The organism is Acinetobacter sp. 12966 (genome assembly GCF_031196995.1).
Taxonomy (GTDB): domain Bacteria; phylum Pseudomonadota; class Gammaproteobacteria; order Pseudomonadales; family Moraxellaceae; genus Acinetobacter; species Acinetobacter geminorum.
The window spans coordinates 79,561-98,515 of the sequence record NZ_JAVIMC010000026.1 but is presented as its reverse complement, the minus strand read 5'-3'; the positions used below and the strand labels follow the sequence as shown (position 1 = coordinate 98,515).

Below are 18,955 nucleotides of genomic sequence, written 5' to 3'. Positions count from 1 at the left end.
ATGAGTAAATTAGTCACTATTACTTCTAAGTTTTATGATAAGTCTGGAAAGCAGATTATTAATTTAAATGTACAATCTAGATATAAAGATTCATTAAATGCTAATAGCCAAAAAACTGATAAACTCGGTCTTTTTGTATTTCAGGCTTCACCAAATAGAACTGTTGAGATATTAGCAAAGCCTCCTAATCAAAAAGATTATACAGTATTTAAAACGATAAACTCTTCTATTCATTCCTCAGAAAAAAATCCTATTAAAGTTCAGTTGCCAAAAACAATTGATGAATATAAACAAGTAAAGCAATCCAGCTCAACCAAAGGAATCGTAAGTACTTTTTTTAAAATTGTTGATATGAATGGAAAAGTTATGAAAAACTTTCCTATTCAATCACGACCAAAAGGTAAAGGAAATTCACCCGATAAATATACAAATGATGAAGGCATAGTAGAAGTACGTTCATCACCTAATAGAGACATAGAGGTCTTAGTATTAACATCAAATGATACATTTGTTTTAAAAAGTTCAATAAATTCTGCTAATGGCAGTTCTCAACCAATTTTTATTAAATTAGATGAGCCTTATGAAAAATTTAAAAGTGCATCTACGATTAAAATTTTAGATCGAGATGGAAGTGACTACATTGTAGAAAAAACTAATGTGGAAATGTTAGTTGTTGAAAATGGTAAAAAACAGCTGTTTAGTATTTCGAATGGAAAATTACCATTACAAAGCATGGTAGGGCAGAAACTAGAATTTACGGTGTATAAGCCTGATGGTAAGCCTTTAAAGACACAAACCTATATGGCAACGCGAGTCAAAAACAACCCTGTTGAGTTTCATCTGGATGTAGATATAACAAAAGGCAGTACGGCACAGAATGATCCAGAGATTAATAAGAAAGTTAAGGCTAAAGATTGCCCATCCGAATGCGTAGTTGAGACTATTTCATTTGATACTACGCCTGGCCCCTATATTATTTCGATGGAAATGTGGAAAAAAATATTAGAATTTGAAAGATATGAACCAAGACCTTATCATCCAGGTGATGATTCAAGTGGCGTTACAATCGCTATAGGATATGATTTAGGTCAGCAATCGAAATCACAAATTCAACAAGATTTAGCAAAATTTTATACTAAAGATCAAATAGAGCGTTTAATGATCGCACAAGGTAAAAAGGGTAATAATGCTCATAACCTTATACAGAAATTATCAGATATTACGATTACTAAAGATGATGCATTGAAATTAGCAACTGTATTAAAAACACGTTATGCAAATCAGGTATTATCTATTTATCCTGAAACTCTAACCTTACACCCACATTGCCAAGGCGTGTTACTTTCTTTAGTTTTTAATAGAGGACCAGGTTTAGTAGATCCAAAACCCCCTAAAAGAGGTTTAACACGTAAGCATATGAGACAAGTTCAAGATGCATTAAAAAATAAAAAGCCTGAAGAAATTCCTAATATTTTAAGAGATATGTCTAAACTTTGGAATAAAACGGGACCAAAAGGAAATAGTGGTGTGGGTAAACGTCGAAGAGAAGAAGCAAATATTTTTGAAAAAGGATTAAAGTGTGATTGTTATGAATAAAAGAATTCAAATTTATATTTTAACTATCTTTATTTCTTCATGTACATTTGCAGAGAAAGTTAGTTCAGTATGTATTCCAGATAGTACAGTTTTTAATGATATATTGAACTGTTATTTAGCTGATTATAAAAAAAATGATAAAATTTTAAATTCATTATATCAAAAAAAAATATCAACACTATCTAAAGAAAATAAAAGAAAGTTAAGGGATTCTCAAAGAGAGTGGGTTAAAAAGAAGGATATTATATGCGTTGCAGATGAAAGTGAATATGGGAGAGAGAGTCATTTTGAAGCTATAGAATGTCAAACTGAAATGACAAAAGAAAGAATTTCTTTTTTAAAGAAATATTAGTTTCCTAGAGATGAATGTTTTTGTAGTGAGAAAATATGGATATTCTAAATAGTAGAGAGGTTTTTATTTTCTCTTTATTCTTATTGTTAGTAATGTACAGTCGAGATTTATTTGCAGAAAATAAATGTAGTATAAATGGAATAGTAAAATTAAGTGTGTTTAAGAAAAATGATTATAAATTCTATAACTATGTTTGTGAGTCTGCAGAAGGTTCATATCTTAAAGGTTATTTTGGAGATCAAGAGAAGAAAATATTTGTTGGTGATTACTCTGATTTTGCAGCTAAAGAGAGGCCTAAACTTTTAGCTGTCAGTATTTATAAATCAAATAAAAGAAAACCTCCTATATTAATCACCCTTAACTCATCATATTACTGTTGTACTCCACAAATTGAAGGTGAAATTTACCAAGTTAACCTATATCAAATTAGTAAAAATAAGGTTTTAAATCTGAAAAATATAACAAATATATTAGGTAGTAATGCAGAGGGTTTTGAAGGGGTTGCAGAAGGGAAAGTCTATTATAAATATAAAACTATTTCTGAAATTAAAAAATGGTTAGAGAAAAATTATTGATGAATTCATGTTTTTTAAAATAATTTAAATTAAACAAAGCCCAACATTAAGTTGGGCTTTGTTTATGTCTCTACAATTCCTTCTAAATCTTCAAGCGTATAGTTCGGCATATCAATAATATGGGTTTGAATACCTTCTTGCACATAATCATTCGCATGAGGATATAGCCAGCGAGTAATCTGTTCGGCAACGCTTGAATGATACTGAATTTCAAAGTGATTTAAGCCATAAAACACAGCTTTATGTGAATCAGGAACTTTGAGCTGAAAACGTGGATTAGGATGTTCACCCAGCGCGCTTTTTACACTCACTAAGTAGTCGCCAATTACGGTTAACGCTTTATTGCGCACTTTTTCAAATTCTAAGGTCCCTGCAACTAAAAAGGTGTTGATATGTGAAGGCAGTGGAGCAGGCGCGCGGTTATCATCCATCATACCAATACGGGCATCCATATGTTCCCAATCGTCATCACGAACACTACCGTGGCGTAAGTCTAAAATACCGTTACTGCGAATATTAACCAGTTGACCAAGTAAACCTACAAAAGGGAAAGCCCCGAGCTTATCTTGTATGGTAAAACCAAAGCGCTCCAAGACCGCACCATGATGTGGGGAACCAATACACACCAGATTCTCGACCATATGAATCCATTGGTACATATTTTGTTTACCGTAGAACAATGCACTACGTGAAACCAATCCCCCCATACTATGACCAATCACATCAATGCTGGTAATTCTTGGATTATTTTTTACGAGATCTTCTAATAAATTTGAGAAGCTGCGACCATTGGCCGAAATACGTCGCCCTGTATTGTAATTTAAATACAACATGGTGTTATGGTCACGCTGCGCTAACAGGCGCTCACCAATGCCGCCATAGTGTGCATTTGACCAAGTCAGATGATTCATACACAAACCATGAACCATAATTACAATACGGCCTGCAAGTTCCCCTTGTTGTATTGCACCGTAGTGATCGTATAACACTATTGGTAGAGCGAGAGGACTATGTTGCTTGAGTAGGTAATCCCCAAAAACACCATTCAAAATTCCGACTAAAAAATGTAAGCTCGGGGTGAGTGGTTTTTCGTGAAGTGTGGGATATTTTTCAATAATATGACGTAAGCTTGGCGCTAAAAAACAGCTACCGTATTTTTGTAAAGCACCATAAGAAAATTGATATGCCTTTTGCACAAATGGTCGTTTTTGAAAGTTTTTAGCATTTTGTGTGCTCACACCAAAAGCATTTTTTAAGACTTCAATATTAATAACTTGTATTAATTCATGTACACCATTTAAGCTGGTGCTGAACAGTTGAGCTAAACCTTCTAGTACGTCTGCCTGACTAGGTGGCGTACGATCCCATTTACAATAAGTTTCATGTAGTGGTGTTAAGCTCGGCATATCTTTTCCCCATATACGTTATAACCGACGTTTTAAGCTGTACTTTTTATCAACGGCAGTAAACGTTTCCATCTTAGTAGTTTAAATAACACATTTTTTTAAAATACTGATGAATGGTTAGTTGAGTGGTTTTTCTTGTCTGACAATAGTGTTGTTATATACAAACTGAGAACAAAAATGTGAATTTATTCTCAATTTAGAGGGAAAATATATGAATATTATCTACCTCCATGGCTTTAATAGTAGCTCTCTTTCAATTAAAGGGCTGAGTCTTAGACAGTATTGTAGCGAATTGGGCATAAATGTGCATTTGCCAGACTTAAATAGATCTCCTGATCTAGTGGTTGAGCAAGTTTCAGAGCTGATAGAGTCTTTACAAGATGTAGCCTTAGTCGGTAGTAGCCTTGGCGGGTTTTTTGCGACATATTTTGTCGCGAAATACAATGTTCCAGCTGTACTGATTAATCCTGCTATGCAACCATGGAAACTGTTTGATGAGTTATTTCAAGTTGAAAGTATGCCCTATGTGGTGAATGATCAATGGTCAATTGATCATGTTCAGTTAAGGCAGTTAGAACAACTGGAACTGAATCAACCTGAAAATGCCGACAAAATACTCGTCTTATTGCAACAAGGCGACGAAATTTTGGATTATCGTCAAGCACAACGCTATTATAGTGCTGCAACGCCATCCTCATTGATTTTGACGGATGCTCATGGCAATCATGCTATGGAAGATTTTGAAGAAAAATTACCGTTAGTGATCGAATTCTTTGCGCACACCATCAAATAAGGAAAACGTACAACGTGACACAATATACGGCTCAATCGCTTGAAGTTCTTTCCGGTTTAGACCCTGTTCGTCGTCGTCCAGGGATGTATACCGATACGACTCGACCTAACCATTTAGCCCAAGAAGTTATTGATAATGCTGTTGATGAAGCATTAGCTGGTCATGCCGACAAAATATGTGTCACGGTTTATAAAGATGGTTCGTTGTCGGTTGAAGATAACGGCCGTGGTATGCCAGTTGATATTCACCCTGAATATGGACAAAGTGGTATCGAAATTATTCTAACCAAGCTCCATGCTGGTGGTAAATTCAGCACCGATAACTATCAGTTTTCGGGTGGTTTACATGGTGTGGGCATTTCCGTTGTAAACGCTTTATCAACACGGGTTGAGGTCGAAGTTCAACGTCAGGGTAACCTATACCAAATGGCCTTTGAGCAGGGTGAACCAGTAGCACCTTTAGCTGTTCTTGAGGGTAAAGCACCAAAACGTGCGACAGGTACAACTGTACATTTTTGGCCAGAAGCTAAATATTTTGATAGTCCAAAATTTGCGTTAAAAGCACTGAAACACAATTTAAAAGCCAAAGCTGTTTTAGCGGCTGGCTTAAAAATTATTTATATCGATCAAATTAATGATGAAAAAATCGAGTGGCAATTTGAAAATGGCCTCGTCGATTATTTGATGGATGAATTACAAGACCGCGAAATCTTGCCAAATCCTGCATTTGTGAGCAGTGGTCAGGCAGACCGTGCGGCTTGTGAATTTGCGATTTGTTGGAATGTGGAAGGCGGTGAACAGGTTCAAGAAAGTTATGTCAACTTAATTCCGACCGCACAAGGCGGTACTCATGTGAACGGTTTACGCTCTGGGGTTACTGAGGCGTTACGTGAATTCTGTGAGTTACGTAACTTGTTACCGCGTAATCTTAAACTCTCGGCAGAAGATGTTTGGGATGGCGTGAACTATATCTTGTCGCTCAAGTTCCAAGAGCCGCAGTTTTCAGGTCAAACCAAAGAGCGTCTTTCGAGTCGTGAAGCATCAAATATTGTTTTAAATATTGCTAAAGATGCTTTTTCACTCTGGCTAAACCAACATGCTGAAATCGCGATGCAACTGGCTGAAATGGCGATTTCGAAAGCGGGTCGTCGTTTAAAAGCAGCTAAAAAAGTTGAGCGTAAAAAGATTGTCTCTGGTCCTGCTTTACCGGGTAAATTGGCTGACTGTGTGGGGCAAACTCGTGAAGACAGTGAGCTATTTATTGTCGAGGGTGACTCGGCAGGTGGTAGTGCCAAGCAAGCACGCGATAAAAACTTTCAGGCCATCATGCCAATTCGTGGAAAGATCTTAAATACGTGGGAAGTTTCTTCAGATGAGGTTTTGGCTTCTCAAGAGGTTCACGACATTGCGATTGCCATCGGGGTAGACCCGGGCAGTGATGATTTATCTGAACTACGTTACGGCAAAATTTGTATTTTAGCTGATGCTGACTCTGACGGTTTACACATTGCGACCTTATTATGCGCCTTATTCGTTAAACACTTTCCAGCATTGGTTGAAGAAGGGCATTTGTATGTAGCAATGCCACCATTATTCCGTATCGATATTGGTAAAGATGTTTATTACGCGCTTGATGATGATGAGCTTGAAGCTATTTTGAAAAATGTTAAAGGCAATCGAAATCCGCAAATTACCCGATTCAAAGGGTTGGGTGAGATGAATGCGATTCAATTACGTGAAACGACTATGGATCCGAACACGCGTCGTTTAGTTCAGCTTGACCTAGATGATGTTCACTTAACGGCAGGTTTACTCGACAAATTACTTGCCAAAAAACGTTCAGCGGACCGCAAGCAGTGGCTTGAACAGAAGGGTAACTTAGCTGATATTACTGTTTAGAAAAATGAAAAAATCCCCGTTCAATTGACGGGGATTTTTTATATAAACCTAAGATTGTTAGAAATCACCACAACGATTGCTGCTATTAAGGTTTAGATCATTAAATTAGATAGATCTGTATATTTTAATTTAGGTCGTAATTTTTATAGCCTGTGGGAATTGAAAAATATCACAATTCGCTCCCCCTCCAATTCGATCTACTACTGCAAAATCACTTGGTGCCTCAAACGTAAGCAAAGGATGATGCCATGTGCCTGCCCGATAATTAATACTTTGCTTTCCATTCGAGACGAAAGCACATAGTTTTGAAATATCAGGGGTGTTTTCGTCCAAAGCGGGTGCCACGATAATTAAAAACTTTTGTTGCTGTAGTGGAATAAATGCCTGAGAGCCTTTGGGATGGCGTTCTAGCATTGAAATTTCTAGAGGCAACACACTGGCTTTAATATTACGGAAAATACTAATTCCTGCCTTTGCTTCCCCTTCAATTTCAGTTTCAACGAGCGCATGGTAGCGCTCGGTGTGGGCATCATTAATATGAAAAAAGTCATGCCCGTCACAACAGATGACTTCTCCGAAGGGCTGGAAGTTTTCAATGGTTAAGGGCTGAATTTGAACAGTATTCATCATCATGACTTGGCAATTTTTCCCCATAAACGAACACGGCTAATACCACCATCTGGAATCATGTTAATACGAATATGCGAGATTTTTTCATGTTGTAAAATCTCATTCACATATTCATGAATATGGTCCATTTGCATCGGTTGAGCTTCAAGTAAATAAGACCAGAACATACTTTGAGGAATTAACTGTGCATCGGTTGCGTTTTCAAGGTAAACCGCTTGAATGGATACTTGGGCAGGGAAGTTCCCTTTAAAATGAGCTGTATCAATTTCAAGCTTTTCAATTTTTCCGCTTTTACCCAACGCAAGAATACACCAGTCATAACCCGGTGCACGGCGGCGTTTGGTTTCCCACCCATCGCCCATGTTGACGCCACGGCCTGGGTTAATCAAATTACGCGGGTGGCCAAAATGAGCATCACTATAGGCAACTACGCGGCCACCATTTTCGAGAGCCAATAAATCGAGAGTTTGTTCGCTGTCAGTTACCTGAATATGAACATCACCATAGACACGTAAACGGGCAATACCGCCATCTGGGAAAATATTAAGGCGTATATGAGTGAAAAGTGCATCATTATTGACCATAAAAATATGATGCTGGCTTGGGCCTAGTTCAGTATTTCCTAAAACATTCTCCCATTTTGCCCCTGACAGGTCCCCATTTGGTGCATAACATGCTTCTAATGATGCAGATGCAGGATAATTTCCTGTAAAAAAGCTGGTATCAATATCAAGTGCAGTGATTTTTCCACTTACACCTAACTTCACGATACACCAATCATAGCCTGCGTGACGTTTACGGCGCGTCTCCCATCCATCCATCCATTTGCCGTTGTCATCAAATTTATCTTCAACAAAAATAGGTGCATCAAATTGCAGCATACGTTTTGCTTCAGCAAAGAAATCATCTGAACACTCAATGACTTGTGCACCAATTCGGGCATCTGCCAAATTGGTTTTAGTATTCAAAATCTCAGGAAGTTCAAAAGCGGGAGCGTGCAATGTTGCCATAGTGGAGTATCCGTATTTCTTGTTAAAAACATGATTTTTCATTTAAAACTGCGTCAACACGGAGTGTGCTGAGACGAGTTTTACACGTAAATATATAAGCATGGTGCATGCCAGTTTTGTGGAAAAGCTAAATAAATTTTGAACGATGGCATGTTTTTAGCATAGGCACCCTATAGGTGAATATCTATAGGAGAGTATTATGAATGTGGTGATTATTGGTGCAGGAATGGGAGGTCTAACCACAGGCATTGCATTAAAGAAATTTGGTCACCAAGTTCGCATTTTTGAGCAAACTGAAAAAATTCTTCCTGTCGGCGCTGCAATTTCGCTGTGGTCGAATGGTGTGAAATGTCTGAACTATCTGGGATTAACTGACAAAATCGCCAAACTTGGTGGACAAATGGATGATTTGGCCTATGTGGACGGTTTAACTGGAGATGTGATGACACAATTCAGTTTACTGCCATTAATTGAAGAAGTGGGCCAAAGACCTTATCCGGTTGCACGTGCTGATTTACAAAATATGTTGATGGATGAATTTGGTCGTGATCAGATTTATTTAGGCAAAAAAATGGTCAGCCTTGAAGACAAAGCTGATTATGTCGAGGTTCATTTTGCAGATGGTAGCTCAACGGAGGCCGATCTATTAATTGGGGCCGATGGTACGCATTCACTGACTCGTGCCTATGTGTTGGGCCAGCAAGTACAGCGCCGTTACGCGGGTTATGTAAACTGGAATGGTTTGGTTGAGATCTCTGAAGATTTAGCTCCGGCCCAGCAATGGACGACTTATGTGGGCGAAGGCAAGCGAGCTTCTTTAATGCCAGTTGCAGATGGAAAGTTCTATTTCTTTTTAGATGTGCCTTTACCAGCAGGGCTAGATAATAATCGAGATGAATATAAAAAACTTTTAAAACAATATTTTGTTGATTGGTGTCAACCCGTACAGCAGCTTATTGAACGCTTAGACCCGCAAAAGACTAATCGGGTGGAAATCCATGATATTGAACCGTTCACTCAATTTTATAAAGGTCGCGTGGTGATTTTGGGTGATGCTGCACATAGCACGACACCTGATATTGGGCAAGGCGGTTGCCAAGCGATGGAAGACGCGATTTATTTAGCGCGCTCTCTGCAAATTAATACTTTGGGGCTAGAGGACGCTTTACGTCGCTATCAAAACAAGCGGAATGAACGTGCCAATGAATTGGTGCTTCGCGCACGCAAACGTTGTGATGTGACACATATGAAAGATGAAGCGGTTACACAAGCATGGTATGAAGAATTACGTCGTGAACAAGGTGGGCATATTATGCAGGGGATTATTAGTAATATTGTGGGTAATCCACTTGATTAAAAACAAAAACAGCAAGGAACTTTCCTTGCTGTTTTATCTTCTAAATTTGGATTTTAGAAGTGGTATTTAACCAAGGCACTAACGTTATTTTCGTCGGCACCTTTAATACCAAATTTGTTATTCCACACTGAGTGCTCGATACCTAGGTATAGACGTGTATCGGGAGAAATGTGTTTACCTACATTCCATTTCCACTGAGTTGTCCAGTTCAACTCGCTCGCATGGTCGCCTTCAGCAGTTGACCAGTCAAGGAAACCATCTACCAAGAAATCTTCAGATCCTAATTTTAATGGAATACCATAAACGAATGTCATTTGATAATCGTCGTCAGTGTTCTCATTGTTTGCACGGTAGAAGTTTAAATTTGCATATTGGAAATATGGGATATCTAAATCAACTGCAAAACCATAAAGGAAGTTGTCGAAGTTGTTGCCGTCTTCACTGTTACCTTCCCAAGTAGTACTAATGAGTACATCTTTGATTGGGCCATACGACAATTTTTTACCAGACACTTCGCCTAAACTTAGTCGTGGTGATAACTCAAAGTAAGTACTTTTGTGGTCATTTTCACCACGCATGCGGTCCATAAAGAAAAACACATCAGCGTATTTAACTTTTGCTGCATATTCCAAAGTAATCGTGGTTTCTTTGTCATCTACAACTTCATAGTTTTCACCATAAAGTCCAGTCACACTAAAATCTTGCCAGATTGGTTTCGCCTGAACCATGGCAGTTGCAGATAACAAGGCACAAGTCGCCGCAAGTTGCTTTAATTGCATTTAAATGATCTCCCCCCAAATAAAGCACGCTAAGGATACAGGGTCTTAAGCAAAAATGAAGCCAAATTTGATCAACGGTTAAAAAAAAGCCCACCGAGGTGGGGCGCTAAAAACTAAATCTTTAATGAGTATTTCTTGTGTTTATTGTTTGGCTCAAATGCGGGGTACGCGAGCTACGAAATGAAGGTAAATGATTAAATAATAAATTCAATAAGATAGCAAAGATACAAGTTGAACTAATGCCCGAATGGAACAAAGTTTGTACCCAAACCGGGAAATGAGCATAAAACTCATGGTTAATAATCGGGATCATCCCTGCCGATAAAGCAGTTGCCACAATAATCAAATTTTTCTGATCGTTATAATCTATCTTTGCCAAAGTACGAATTCCACTCGCTGCAACCGACCCAAACAAGACCAAACCTGCACCACCAAGTACGGGCATTGGAATCGCTGCAATTAAACGACCCATAATAGGTAGTAGACCCAAAATAATCAGAATGACACCGCCTGCTGCTACGACAAATCGACTCTTGATACCTGTAATCGCAACCAGCCCAACATTTTGGGCAAAAGCGCTTTGCATGAATGAACCAAAGAGAGGGGCAAAAGCACTGGAAAACATATCCGCACGAACACCATTGGCGATACGTTTAGCATCTACCTCAGTTCCTACAATGTCTCCAACAGCAATAATATCGGCTGTGGTTTCAGTCATAATCACCAAAGTGACGATCAACATCGACAAGATAGCGCTGAGCTCGAAAGTCGGTAAACCAAATGCAAATAAGTGTGGAAATTGGAGCCATGCGCCTGAGCTCACCTGACTAAAATCACCAAAACCCATAAAGTAGGCGAGGATAGTACCGGTAACAATAGCCAACAAAATTGATATGCGTCGGATGCCTGCTTGCGGCAGCATATTTAGAACAATCACAATGCCTAAGGTCAGCAGTGCCAAAGAGATATTTTCTACGCTACCCCAGTCAGGCGCTTTATTGTTCCCACCCATCATCCAGCGAATCGCAACGGGTAACAAAGATAGACCAATAATCGTGATGACGCATCCTGTCACAACAGGTGGGAAAAAACGAATAATTTTAGAAAAATAAGGTGCAAGACACAGTCCAATTAGAGATGCAGCAATGACCGCGCCGTAGACAGCAGGTAAACCACCGCCGGTAGTGATAATGGCGACCATCGTTGCAACACCCGCGAAAGATACACCCTGTACCAGAGGTAATTTTGCGCCTAGATATTTGGTACCGATTGTTTGAATCAGTGTTGCCAATCCACCTACAAATAGCGCAGCCGCAATTAACATTCCGATTTGTGCTGAGCTTAAGCCAGCTGCCGTTCCAATAATCAAAGGCGGGGCTACAATGCCACCATACATGGTCAGCACATGCTGTAAGCCGTAAGCAAAACTTTTGGAAATTCCTAAATATTCATGCTCTGGAGAAATCGCATTTTTTTGCTGATGATTCATATTTTTCTCCTATTTCTATCTGAGTTAGCTACCGCGATAAGTGGAGTAAGCAAATGGGCTGATCAATAAAGGAATGTGATAATGCTGATTGATGTCTTCTATGAAAAATTGGATACAAACACGCGGGAAAAAAGTTTTGACTTGCTGCGATGAAAAATAAGGAGCAATTTCAAATTCAAGTTGATAAGCACCTTCTGCAAAGTCTGTTATGCCAAAATCACTCACTCGACCATCTTGATTGGTGGTTGCGGTCGCTATCAGTTCATGGGTTGCTGCATGAAACAACTTTACTTCTACGTCTGCAGCTGGTTTGCCTAAATTCGTATCTAAAATATGAGTACTGATCATGCTTGTATTTCCTGAGATAGACGTAATAGAGCAATCGCTGCGAGTTGCTCATGTACAATTGTTTTTTCGATAGCTAAGTCGTTTTTTAGTCTTTCATGTAGCTTTTTTAAGATTTCATCACTACTGAGGCCTGCCGCTTTAATTAAAAAAATAAAGCCAAACTTTTGCTCATAATCAAGATTACCTTGCAGCAGAGCTTGTTGTGTTTGTTCATCTAAAGAAATGCCAGCTTGTTCTTTAGATGAAAAATCTTGCTCTTTTGCATTGAGTTGTTTTTTAGCTTCGCGTTCACCAATTTTTGGATGAGTTGCTAAAGCTGCTTGAATCTCTTGCCATGACCACATTTGACTTAATTGTTCTGCATATTCCAAAAGAGATGCTTTTGTTGAATAGGGGCGTTTTGAGATGATTTTTTCGGCCCATGCTTGAATGTGGACACAGTTTTTTAACAAAGTCTTGAGTTGTTCTGGTGGGGCTTGATTAAACTCGGCTAAAAACACTGTTATTCCTAAACTCGTTGTCTTGATATGGAGTTTTAGCAATAACAGTGCCAATAGCGAGTTTTAATTCGCTTATGAATTTTGAAAATTAAAAATCAATTATTTAGTTATGTGATTTTTATACCAATGTTCGGCAATCTCCTGTCGACGACATACCCATACTCGATCATGCATTTGAATATAGTCGAGAAATTTTTGTAATGCTTTAAAACGGCCTGGACGCCCCAAAATGCGGCAATGCATTCCAATCGACATCATTTTTGGTGCAGTTTCTCCCTCTGCATACAGCACATCGAAACTATCTTTCAAATATTGAAAAAACTGTTCTGAACTATTAAATCCGCCTGGTGAGCAGAACTTCATGTCATTACATTCCAAAGTATAAGGAATAATCAGATGAGAGCGTGATGCACCTGTAGTATCGGTAAGCGTTGTCCAAAAAGGTAGGTCATCGCCATAATAATCAGAGTCATATTGTATTTGTGGAAACTCTGCGAGTAACTGACGTGTATTAGGGCTGTCACGTCCGGTGTACCAACCTATAGTTTTATTTTCAAACAAGTTTTCTAAAACAGTTAAAGCTTGTTCCATATGCTTCTTTTCGACTTCAATATCAGTATCTTGATAGTGAAGCCAGCGGTAGCCATGTGAAACAACATCATAGTCAGCTTGCTTAATTGCTTCTACAATATAAGGATTGCGGGCAAGCGCCATTGCAACTCCGAAAATGGTCATTGGAAGTTTGCGCTTTTGGAATTCATTATGAATGCGCCAAAATCCAGCACGTGAACCATATTCGTACATAGAGTCCATTGACATATGTTTAGCTGGGTAACTTGCGGCACCAATAATCTCTGATAAAAATTGTTCTGAGCCCTCATCGCCGTGCTCAATATGTTTTTCGCCACCTTCTTCATAATTAAGCACAAATTGCACAGCAACCTTGGCATTGTTAGGCCATTTAACCTGTGGCGGTTGCCCGTGATAACCGATTAAATCACGTGAATAAGGAGACTTTTGAATCTGCTCAATAAGTTCTGCTCCAGATAGATAAGATTCGGACACAATTGCTCTCCTTTTGTTCAATTTTTCATAAAAATTTAAAAAATCAGCTTGCATATTTTTATAGATGGACTGATATTGAAGATATGAAGATCTTCAAAATAAATTAAAAGCAGTACGTTTAAGTCAGGAGATAACAAACCATTACACCATCAAAATGTACAATTGAAGTCAGTTCATGCATGCTTAAAACATGCCAACATAAAAAAGTTTTGCATAGAAAAGATCCACAGTAAGAAAGAGAGGATGGTATTTATGAATATTGAAATCCGCACAGATAAAAACATCCATAACAGTGAACGTTTAATTACTTATGTACGTGCAGAACTTACTCAAGAATTCCAACGTCATAGCGAACGTATTACGCATTTCTCGGTTCATTTTAGTGATGAAAATGGGGACAAAGGTGGTGACAAAGATATCCACTGTATGATTGAAGCCCGTCCTGCTGGTTTGAAACCAGTTGCAGTACACCATAAAGCAGGAAATATTGATGCTTCAATTCATGGAGCGATTGAAAAATTAAAACGTAGCCTTGAACATACTTTTGAGAAAAAGGAACACCCAAGAGGTGGCCAACCAGAATTCATTGATGATGAAGTTTAATTTAAAATCCTAAAAAGCCCTTCGGGGCTTTTTTTTTATATTTAATGAAAATAAAACTATTCACAACATTAGGTTTGCAATGCGATGCAATCAACCTCTAAAATCTTCAGAAGAGATTAGGCATAATAGCCCTAATATATTTTTGAGAGATGGTCATGTTAACCACCCAGCAGCAAGCTTTAATTAAAGCCATAGAAGAATTAGAACTCGCGCAAGTGCAAAAATTACTTGCTGAAGGACTTGATCCGAACTTTATTGATCCGGAACAAGGGCCACCTGTATCAATCATTTGTGATGGAATTTTTAAATGGTGGGAAGATGTATCAGAAGCTTATGAAGCTGGTACACCACTATCACAAGAAGAAAAGCAACAATCATTACAGGTTTACCTCGATATACTCGAAGCGTTGATTCAAGCCAAAGCGAATGTACACCTTTGGGATGCAGAAGAGTTTTATGGTCCTTTATGGGATGCAGCAAGCTCGGCATGTGCGCCAGCTGTTCAACGTTTATTAAATGAAAAAGTTGATCCAAATACACGTGATGAAGAAGGACTCACTATTTTATCTTCAATCAGTCAGTTGTTCTTTGATTGTGACTTTGATGAAATAGATTGGTCAGAAGCGCTTCAAGAAGAGCGTGAAACATTAGAGTTATTGCGCCAACATGGGGCAAAAATGTCAAAAGAACTAACTACTTGATTGGATAATAGAATGAGAACATTTCAAATTTTAACTTTTGCTCTGACCACTGTTGCCGCAGGAAGTACTTTTGCTGCAGAGTTTTCTTTTGACCGCCCAGGTGCAGGCTTTGGAACAGGGATTACTCCAGTTGGTAAATTGGCTTGGGAACAAGGCTTACCAAGTGCAACTTATACAGAGTCAACGGTTGATGGTGTTAAAGAAAAGACCGTAACTGTAAATGAGGATATGTTATTCCGTACCGGTTTAGCCGAGGGCTTGGAATTACAATTAGGTTGGCAAGGTCCAGCATGGACTCAAACCAAACGTGCTGGTAAAAAACATGACACTTCAGGCTTTGGTGATGTCAGCATTGGTTTGAAAAAAGCAATTGATCTAAAAGATGAAAACTTATCAATGGCTGTGTTAGCTGAAGCGATCATTGCCACTGGAAATGATGAATTTACTGCACATGACGATATTTATAGCCTAAGTTCAGCAGTCGCTTATAAATATAATGACTTAGTCGGCACATCAATTACCATGCGCTACGAAGTACAAAATAGTAACTGGGCAGTAACTGCAATCCCGACGATTGATTATAAAATCGCAGGTAAGCTGTCAGGTTATTCTGAGTTTATTTACCGTAAAGCTGAAAGCCAAGACTACGAATATGGTTTAGGGACAGGTTTAGTCTACGCTGTAAATGATCGTACTCAGCTCGATGCAAGTATCGGGGTTGATTTAGAGGGTCAAGATAAGAGCTACAACGGTGGCTTAGGCGTGGCATTCTTGTTCTAATCGAAGCAATTTAAATTTATGTTAATGAAAAAGCTTATTCATCAGGGAATTTTTTATTTTCTAGCAGTTGCTGTTTGTGTGTTTAGCCAGTTGGTTTCTGCGCAAGATAAGCTACTCTCACCCGAACAAGCTTTTTCATTTTCGGTTGAATCTTCTGAGCCGCATACTGCGAGTTTGTCTTGGCAGATTCAGCCAAATTATTATCTCTATCAGCATAAATTTTCCGTACAACAAGGTACTCAACCTTTAACTTTAAAGTTACCTAAAGCGGTTGCCCAATATGATGAAAATTATGGGCAAAGTCAGGTTTACTACCATCAAGTTAATTTCCAAATTAAGACTAAGCCGTCAGAGCACTATAGTGTGACTTGGCAGGGCTGTGCCAAAGACCGTATTTGTTATCCACCCCAGACCATTGAGTTTCAAACCGATGCAGATGGCTTGGTGGGTGTGCAAAACCAAGCAGGAACAGCGCCAAAAAGATTACTAGATTTAGCGAATACACAATCCGAAACTTCCTTGGGTTCAGAATCTTTAGAAAAAGAGCAGAGTACAGAGACAGCAGCTGCTACAGCTACACCTCAAATTGCGCAAGATCAGATCTGGTCTGCTAAGTTAATTGAACACTCGCTTTGGTATGGAGTTTTATTATTTTTAGGTTTAGGCATGTTGCTCGCATTTACGCCATGTTCTTTACCAATGCTTCCTATTTTAACTTCGCTGATTATTCGAGAACATAAAGGTTTAAAAGCGTGGACCATTGCGCTTACTTTTGTGTGTAGCATGGCATTAGTTTATGCAGGCTTGGGTTTAATTGCTTCTTCGGCAGGTTTAAATTTCCAACGCTGGTTACAACAGCCAGCAACTTTAATTGCTTTTAGTTTGCTGTTTATTGTTTTTGCTCTGAACTTATTTGGTTTGTTTGAGCTTCGTTTACCTCAGACATGGTTAAATCGACTTGACCGTATTCAGTCAATGCAACAAGGCGGCACTTTGGTCGGTGCTGGGGTTATGGGTGTCGTTTCTGCGCTCTTGGTGGGACCCTGTATGACTGCACCACTCGCCGGAACTTTGTTATTTATTTCTCAAACACAAAATCAATGGCAAGGTGCTTTGCTTTTATTCTGCCTAGGTTTTGGAATGGGAATTCCATTGTTACTGGCAAGTATTTTAGGGGCAAAATTCTTGCCTAAAGCGGGCGACTGGATGCATCAGATTAAAGTAATTTTTGCTTTTCTGATGTTGGGTTTAAGTCTTTATTTTATTCGCCCTTTATTACCAGATTGGGGCATGCAAGTACTTAGTTTAGTATTAGGCCTCGCTTTTATAGCCTATGCTGTTTATCAGTTTTTCTGGAAAAAAGGGCAACTACAATGGCTCTACGCGATTTTATTATTAATCGTTACACCTTTTGTAGCCTATAACCAATATCAACATATTCAAAATCGAACCTTGCAAAGTTCTAATCATATGGCCGAGTGGCATATTGCGACTAGTGCAGCAGACTTTGAGAAAATTTTAGCGGCAGCACCTGCTGATCGAGCTATTGTGGTTGATGTCTATGCAGACTGGTGTGTTGCCTGCCAACCGATTGAACACCGTATTTTAAAAGCACCCGAGGTTCAATCTGCTCTTGCGCCATATTATTTAATTAAGCTTGATTTGAGCCATTATGACCAGTCGCATGAAGCACTACTCAAACAATGGAATATTTTAGGACCACCGACCTATTTATTCTTAAGCCCAGAGCAAAAAGAGATTCGTGCTTTACGATTAACGGGTGCTTTTAGTCAGCAAGAACTTTTGCAACAACTCGCGAGTTTGGCAAAGCTCAAAGAATCATAAGGTATTGATAGTTTCGGTCTGATGAAATGTGCGTACCTGATTACGGCCTGAAGCTTTTACCGCATAGAGAGCTTGGTCAGCCTGTCGAATAACAAGATAAGGGTCCTCTGCAAAAGCTGAACTGCTTATTCCAAAACTTGCACTAATATGAATAGGATTATTTTGGGCGCTACAGACAGGTAATTCTTGTAAAGCACAGCGACAACGCTCAGCAATTTTTTCAGCTTGAATAATATCGGTGTGGGGGAGTAATAAAATAAATTCTTCTCCACCAAATCGACCAATAATGTCCTCACTGCGCAAATTATCAGAAAGGCACTGCGCAATTTCGATTAAGACCTGATCCCCTTGGTGATGTCCGTATATATCATTAATTTTTTTAAAATGATCGATATCAAGAAGTACTACTGCATAATCAAATTGTTGTTGGTGTAGCGACTCTAAATGTGTGTTTAAACTACGTCTATTTAATACATTGGTTAAAGGGTCGATTTGGCTTAGACGTTGAATATAAGTTTCTCGCTGACGCCATTGGGTGAGTAATATTTCAAATAAAATAAAACAGGCCAATAAAATAGGCATAATAAAAAAAGCCATACTTCCTAACCAAAACGGATTAGTTTGGGCTCGTTGCATAGCAATAAGATTAAATAATGGCGCATAAGGCAAAACACCTTTCATGCTTAGATACGTACATATTGTTAAAATAATCGTCGCAGGTATAAGGGCGCTATAAACAATTTTCCGCTCGAATAACACCAAACCCACACCGATGGTACCTACATAACCGACCATAGTGGCTGGACTGATACTGCCAATTAAATATCCATCGTGGCATAGCATGAGTGCAAAGAACTGTACACTAATCAAAGGAATAACTTTTTGAGCCCATTCATCATTTTTGTAGCGATAACAGGGGATTATCAAAGCGCCTAATAAAAATAAAGTAAATAAATTGAGCAAGATTTGTGATTCAACTAAAGGCAGATTTGCCCATTGCCAAACGCTTGGCGTAATTAAAATATAGCCTTTCCATAAAATCCAACTGAAGTTCATTGCACAAGCAAGTGTGAGCATCAGTGCACTTTTTTGTAGTGGCGTCCAGTTGATGATGTGATTATTGTAGATGAAATCGATTATCACCTGTTTTATTCTATTTACGGGATGAGTGATTAAACGATTTTTCATAGTAAGTAAGGGCTCCTAAATATAGATGCCTCTTTGTTGG

At 38.7% G+C, this 18,955-nt stretch carries 19 protein-coding genes; 10 read left to right on the top strand and 9 right to left on the bottom strand.

Annotated features, from left to right (window positions below):
- From RFW85_RS04870 to RFW85_RS04860, 3 genes are read left to right on the top strand one after another with little or no spacing between them, the layout of a single operon-like run.
- Positions 1-1,596: a pesticin C-terminus-like muramidase gene (locus RFW85_RS04870; RefSeq protein WP_309171211.1), complete on the top strand. Its 1,596-nt coding sequence runs from the start codon at positions 1-3 to the stop codon at positions 1,594-1,596.
- On the top strand, positions 1,589-1,948 hold the full coding sequence (locus RFW85_RS04865; protein WP_309171210.1) for a lysozyme inhibitor LprI family protein: 360 nt from the start codon (positions 1,589-1,591) through the stop codon (positions 1,946-1,948). Before RFW85_RS04870 ends, RFW85_RS04865 begins: the two co-directional genes overlap by 8 nt.
- 35 nt (positions 1,949-1,983) lie before the next feature.
- Positions 1,984-2,523 carry a hypothetical protein gene (locus RFW85_RS04860; protein ID WP_309171209.1) on the top strand — a complete coding sequence of 180 codons (540 nt, stop codon included), beginning with the start codon at positions 1,984-1,986 and terminating at the stop codon, positions 2,521-2,523.
- A 62-nt stretch (positions 2,524-2,585) separates the two neighbouring features.
- Here the strand turns inward: RFW85_RS04860 and RFW85_RS04855 are convergent, their stop codons facing one another.
- Positions 2,586-3,929 (bottom strand): hypothetical protein, encoded by a 1,344-nt coding sequence (locus RFW85_RS04855; RefSeq protein WP_309171208.1) that lies wholly within the window; start codon positions 3,927-3,929, stop codon positions 2,586-2,588.
- Between the two features lie 211 nt (positions 3,930-4,140).
- On the opposite strand from RFW85_RS04855, the gene RFW85_RS04850 reads away from it, so the two are divergent.
- A complete protein-coding gene (locus tag RFW85_RS04850; RefSeq protein ID WP_206235666.1) occupies positions 4,141-4,722 on the top strand; it encodes a YqiA/YcfP family alpha/beta fold hydrolase in 582 nt (193 codons plus the stop codon).
- Between the two features lie 14 nt (positions 4,723-4,736).
- Positions 4,737-6,620: a DNA topoisomerase IV subunit B gene (gene parE, locus RFW85_RS04845; protein ID WP_086266283.1), complete on the top strand. Its 1,884-nt coding sequence runs from the start codon at positions 4,737-4,739 to the stop codon at positions 6,618-6,620.
- A 129-nt stretch (positions 6,621-6,749) separates the two neighbouring features.
- On the opposite strand, the gene RFW85_RS04840 is transcribed toward parE, so the two are convergent.
- Both RFW85_RS04840 and alc read right to left on the bottom strand, forming a co-directional pair.
- On the bottom strand, positions 6,750-7,253 hold the full coding sequence (locus tag RFW85_RS04840; protein WP_199964082.1) for an ureidoglycolate lyase: 504 nt from the start codon (positions 7,251-7,253) through the stop codon (positions 6,750-6,752).
- On the bottom strand, positions 7,250-8,260 hold the full coding sequence (alc, locus tag RFW85_RS04835) for an allantoicase (protein WP_170248000.1): 1,011 nt from the start codon (positions 8,258-8,260) through the stop codon (positions 7,250-7,252). The genes RFW85_RS04840 and alc overlap by 4 nt, the downstream gene beginning before the upstream one ends.
- A gap of 199 nt (positions 8,261-8,459) precedes the next feature.
- Between alc and hpxO the strand changes: the two genes are divergently transcribed.
- A complete protein-coding gene (gene hpxO / locus RFW85_RS04830; RefSeq protein ID WP_002121900.1) occupies positions 8,460-9,617 on the top strand; it encodes an FAD-dependent urate hydroxylase HpxO in 1,158 nt (385 codons plus the stop codon).
- Between the two features lie 53 nt (positions 9,618-9,670).
- Here hpxO and RFW85_RS04825 read toward each other — a convergent pair whose 3' ends face one another.
- The 5 genes from RFW85_RS04825 to puuE all read right to left on the bottom strand — a co-directional run bounded on the left by RFW85_RS04825 (position 9,671) and on the right by puuE (position 13,798).
- Entirely contained in the window at positions 9,671-10,396 is a 726-nt protein-coding gene (locus tag RFW85_RS04825) for an outer membrane protein OmpK (protein ID WP_032005006.1), read from the bottom strand.
- 121 nt (positions 10,397-10,517) lie between these two features.
- Positions 10,518-11,885 (bottom strand): nucleobase:cation symporter-2 family protein, encoded by a 1,368-nt coding sequence (locus RFW85_RS04820; RefSeq protein ID WP_309171207.1) that lies wholly within the window; start codon positions 11,883-11,885, stop codon positions 10,518-10,520.
- Between the two features lie 24 nt (positions 11,886-11,909).
- On the bottom strand, positions 11,910-12,233 hold the full coding sequence (gene uraH, locus RFW85_RS04815; RefSeq protein WP_005066767.1) for a hydroxyisourate hydrolase: 324 nt from the start codon (positions 12,231-12,233) through the stop codon (positions 11,910-11,912).
- Complete coding sequence (uraD, locus tag RFW85_RS04810) at positions 12,230-12,733, bottom strand: 2-oxo-4-hydroxy-4-carboxy-5-ureidoimidazoline decarboxylase (RefSeq protein WP_002121920.1); 504 nt, start codon at positions 12,731-12,733, stop codon at positions 12,230-12,232. The genes uraH and uraD overlap by 4 nt, the downstream gene beginning before the upstream one ends.
- A gap of 99 nt (positions 12,734-12,832) precedes the next feature.
- Positions 12,833-13,798, bottom strand: a complete 966-nt coding sequence (gene puuE / locus RFW85_RS04805) for an allantoinase PuuE (protein WP_199964051.1) — start codon at positions 13,796-13,798, stop codon at positions 12,833-12,835.
- 252 nt (positions 13,799-14,050) lie between these two features.
- Between puuE and RFW85_RS04800 the strand changes: the two genes are divergently transcribed.
- The 4 genes from RFW85_RS04800 to dsbD all read left to right on the top strand — a co-directional run bounded on the left by RFW85_RS04800 (position 14,051) and on the right by dsbD (position 17,727).
- Positions 14,051-14,401, top strand: coding sequence for an HPF/RaiA family ribosome-associated protein (locus RFW85_RS04800; protein WP_002053923.1), 351 nt, complete (start codon positions 14,051-14,053; stop codon positions 14,399-14,401).
- Between the two features lie 155 nt (positions 14,402-14,556).
- Positions 14,557-15,102: an ankyrin repeat domain-containing protein gene (locus RFW85_RS04795; RefSeq protein WP_032062527.1), complete on the top strand. Its 546-nt coding sequence runs from the start codon at positions 14,557-14,559 to the stop codon at positions 15,100-15,102.
- Positions 15,103-15,114: 12 nt separating this feature from the next.
- Positions 15,115-15,882, top strand: coding sequence for a transporter (locus tag RFW85_RS04790; protein ID WP_086266276.1), 768 nt, complete (start codon positions 15,115-15,117; stop codon positions 15,880-15,882).
- 18 nt (positions 15,883-15,900) lie between these two features.
- Positions 15,901-17,727: a protein-disulfide reductase DsbD gene (dsbD, locus tag RFW85_RS04785; protein WP_309171206.1), complete on the top strand. Its 1,827-nt coding sequence runs from the start codon at positions 15,901-15,903 to the stop codon at positions 17,725-17,727.
- Here the strand turns inward: dsbD and RFW85_RS04780 are convergent.
- Complete coding sequence (locus tag RFW85_RS04780) at positions 17,722-18,915, bottom strand: GGDEF domain-containing protein (protein WP_216076501.1); 1,194 nt, start codon at positions 18,913-18,915, stop codon at positions 17,722-17,724. The genes dsbD and RFW85_RS04780 overlap by 6 nt on opposite strands.
- Positions 18,916-18,955 lie beyond the last annotated feature (40 nt).

Excerpts from the sequence above, each read along its gene's own strand:
- RFW85_RS04870 (WP_309171211.1), top strand. The coding sequence starts at position 1 with ATGAGTAAATTAGTCACTATTACTTCTAAGTTTTATGATAAGTCTGGA.
- RFW85_RS04865 (WP_309171210.1), top strand. The coding sequence starts at position 1,589 with ATGAATAAAAGAATTCAAATTTATATTTTAACTATCTTTATTTCTTCA.
- RFW85_RS04860 (WP_309171209.1), top strand. The coding sequence starts at position 1,984 with ATGGATATTCTAAATAGTAGAGAGGTTTTTATTTTCTCTTTATTCTTA.
- RFW85_RS04855 (WP_309171208.1), bottom strand. The coding sequence starts at position 3,929 with ATGCCGAGCTTAACACCACTACATGAAACTTATTGTAAATGGGATCGT.
- RFW85_RS04850 (WP_206235666.1), top strand. The coding sequence starts at position 4,141 with ATGAATATTATCTACCTCCATGGCTTTAATAGTAGCTCTCTTTCAATT.
- RFW85_RS04840 (WP_199964082.1), bottom strand. The coding sequence starts at position 7,253 with ATGATGATGAATACTGTTCAAATTCAGCCCTTAACCATTGAAAACTTC.
- alc (WP_170248000.1), bottom strand. The coding sequence starts at position 8,260 with ATGGCAACATTGCACGCTCCCGCTTTTGAACTTCCTGAGATTTTGAAT.
- hpxO (WP_002121900.1), top strand. The coding sequence starts at position 8,460 with ATGAATGTGGTGATTATTGGTGCAGGAATGGGAGGTCTAACCACAGGC.
- RFW85_RS04825 (WP_032005006.1), bottom strand. The coding sequence starts at position 10,396 with ATGCAATTAAAGCAACTTGCGGCGACTTGTGCCTTGTTATCTGCAACT.
- RFW85_RS04820 (WP_309171207.1), bottom strand. The coding sequence starts at position 11,885 with ATGAATCATCAGCAAAAAAATGCGATTTCTCCAGAGCATGAATATTTA.
- uraH (WP_005066767.1), bottom strand. The coding sequence starts at position 12,233 with ATGATCAGTACTCATATTTTAGATACGAATTTAGGCAAACCAGCTGCA.
- RFW85_RS04800 (WP_002053923.1), top strand. The coding sequence starts at position 14,051 with ATGAATATTGAAATCCGCACAGATAAAAACATCCATAACAGTGAACGT.
- RFW85_RS04795 (WP_032062527.1), top strand. The coding sequence starts at position 14,557 with ATGTTAACCACCCAGCAGCAAGCTTTAATTAAAGCCATAGAAGAATTA.
- RFW85_RS04790 (WP_086266276.1), top strand. The coding sequence starts at position 15,115 with ATGAGAACATTTCAAATTTTAACTTTTGCTCTGACCACTGTTGCCGCA.
- dsbD (WP_309171206.1), top strand. The coding sequence starts at position 15,901 with ATGTTAATGAAAAAGCTTATTCATCAGGGAATTTTTTATTTTCTAGCA.
- RFW85_RS04780 (WP_216076501.1), bottom strand. The coding sequence starts at position 18,915 with ATGAAAAATCGTTTAATCACTCATCCCGTAAATAGAATAAAACAGGTG.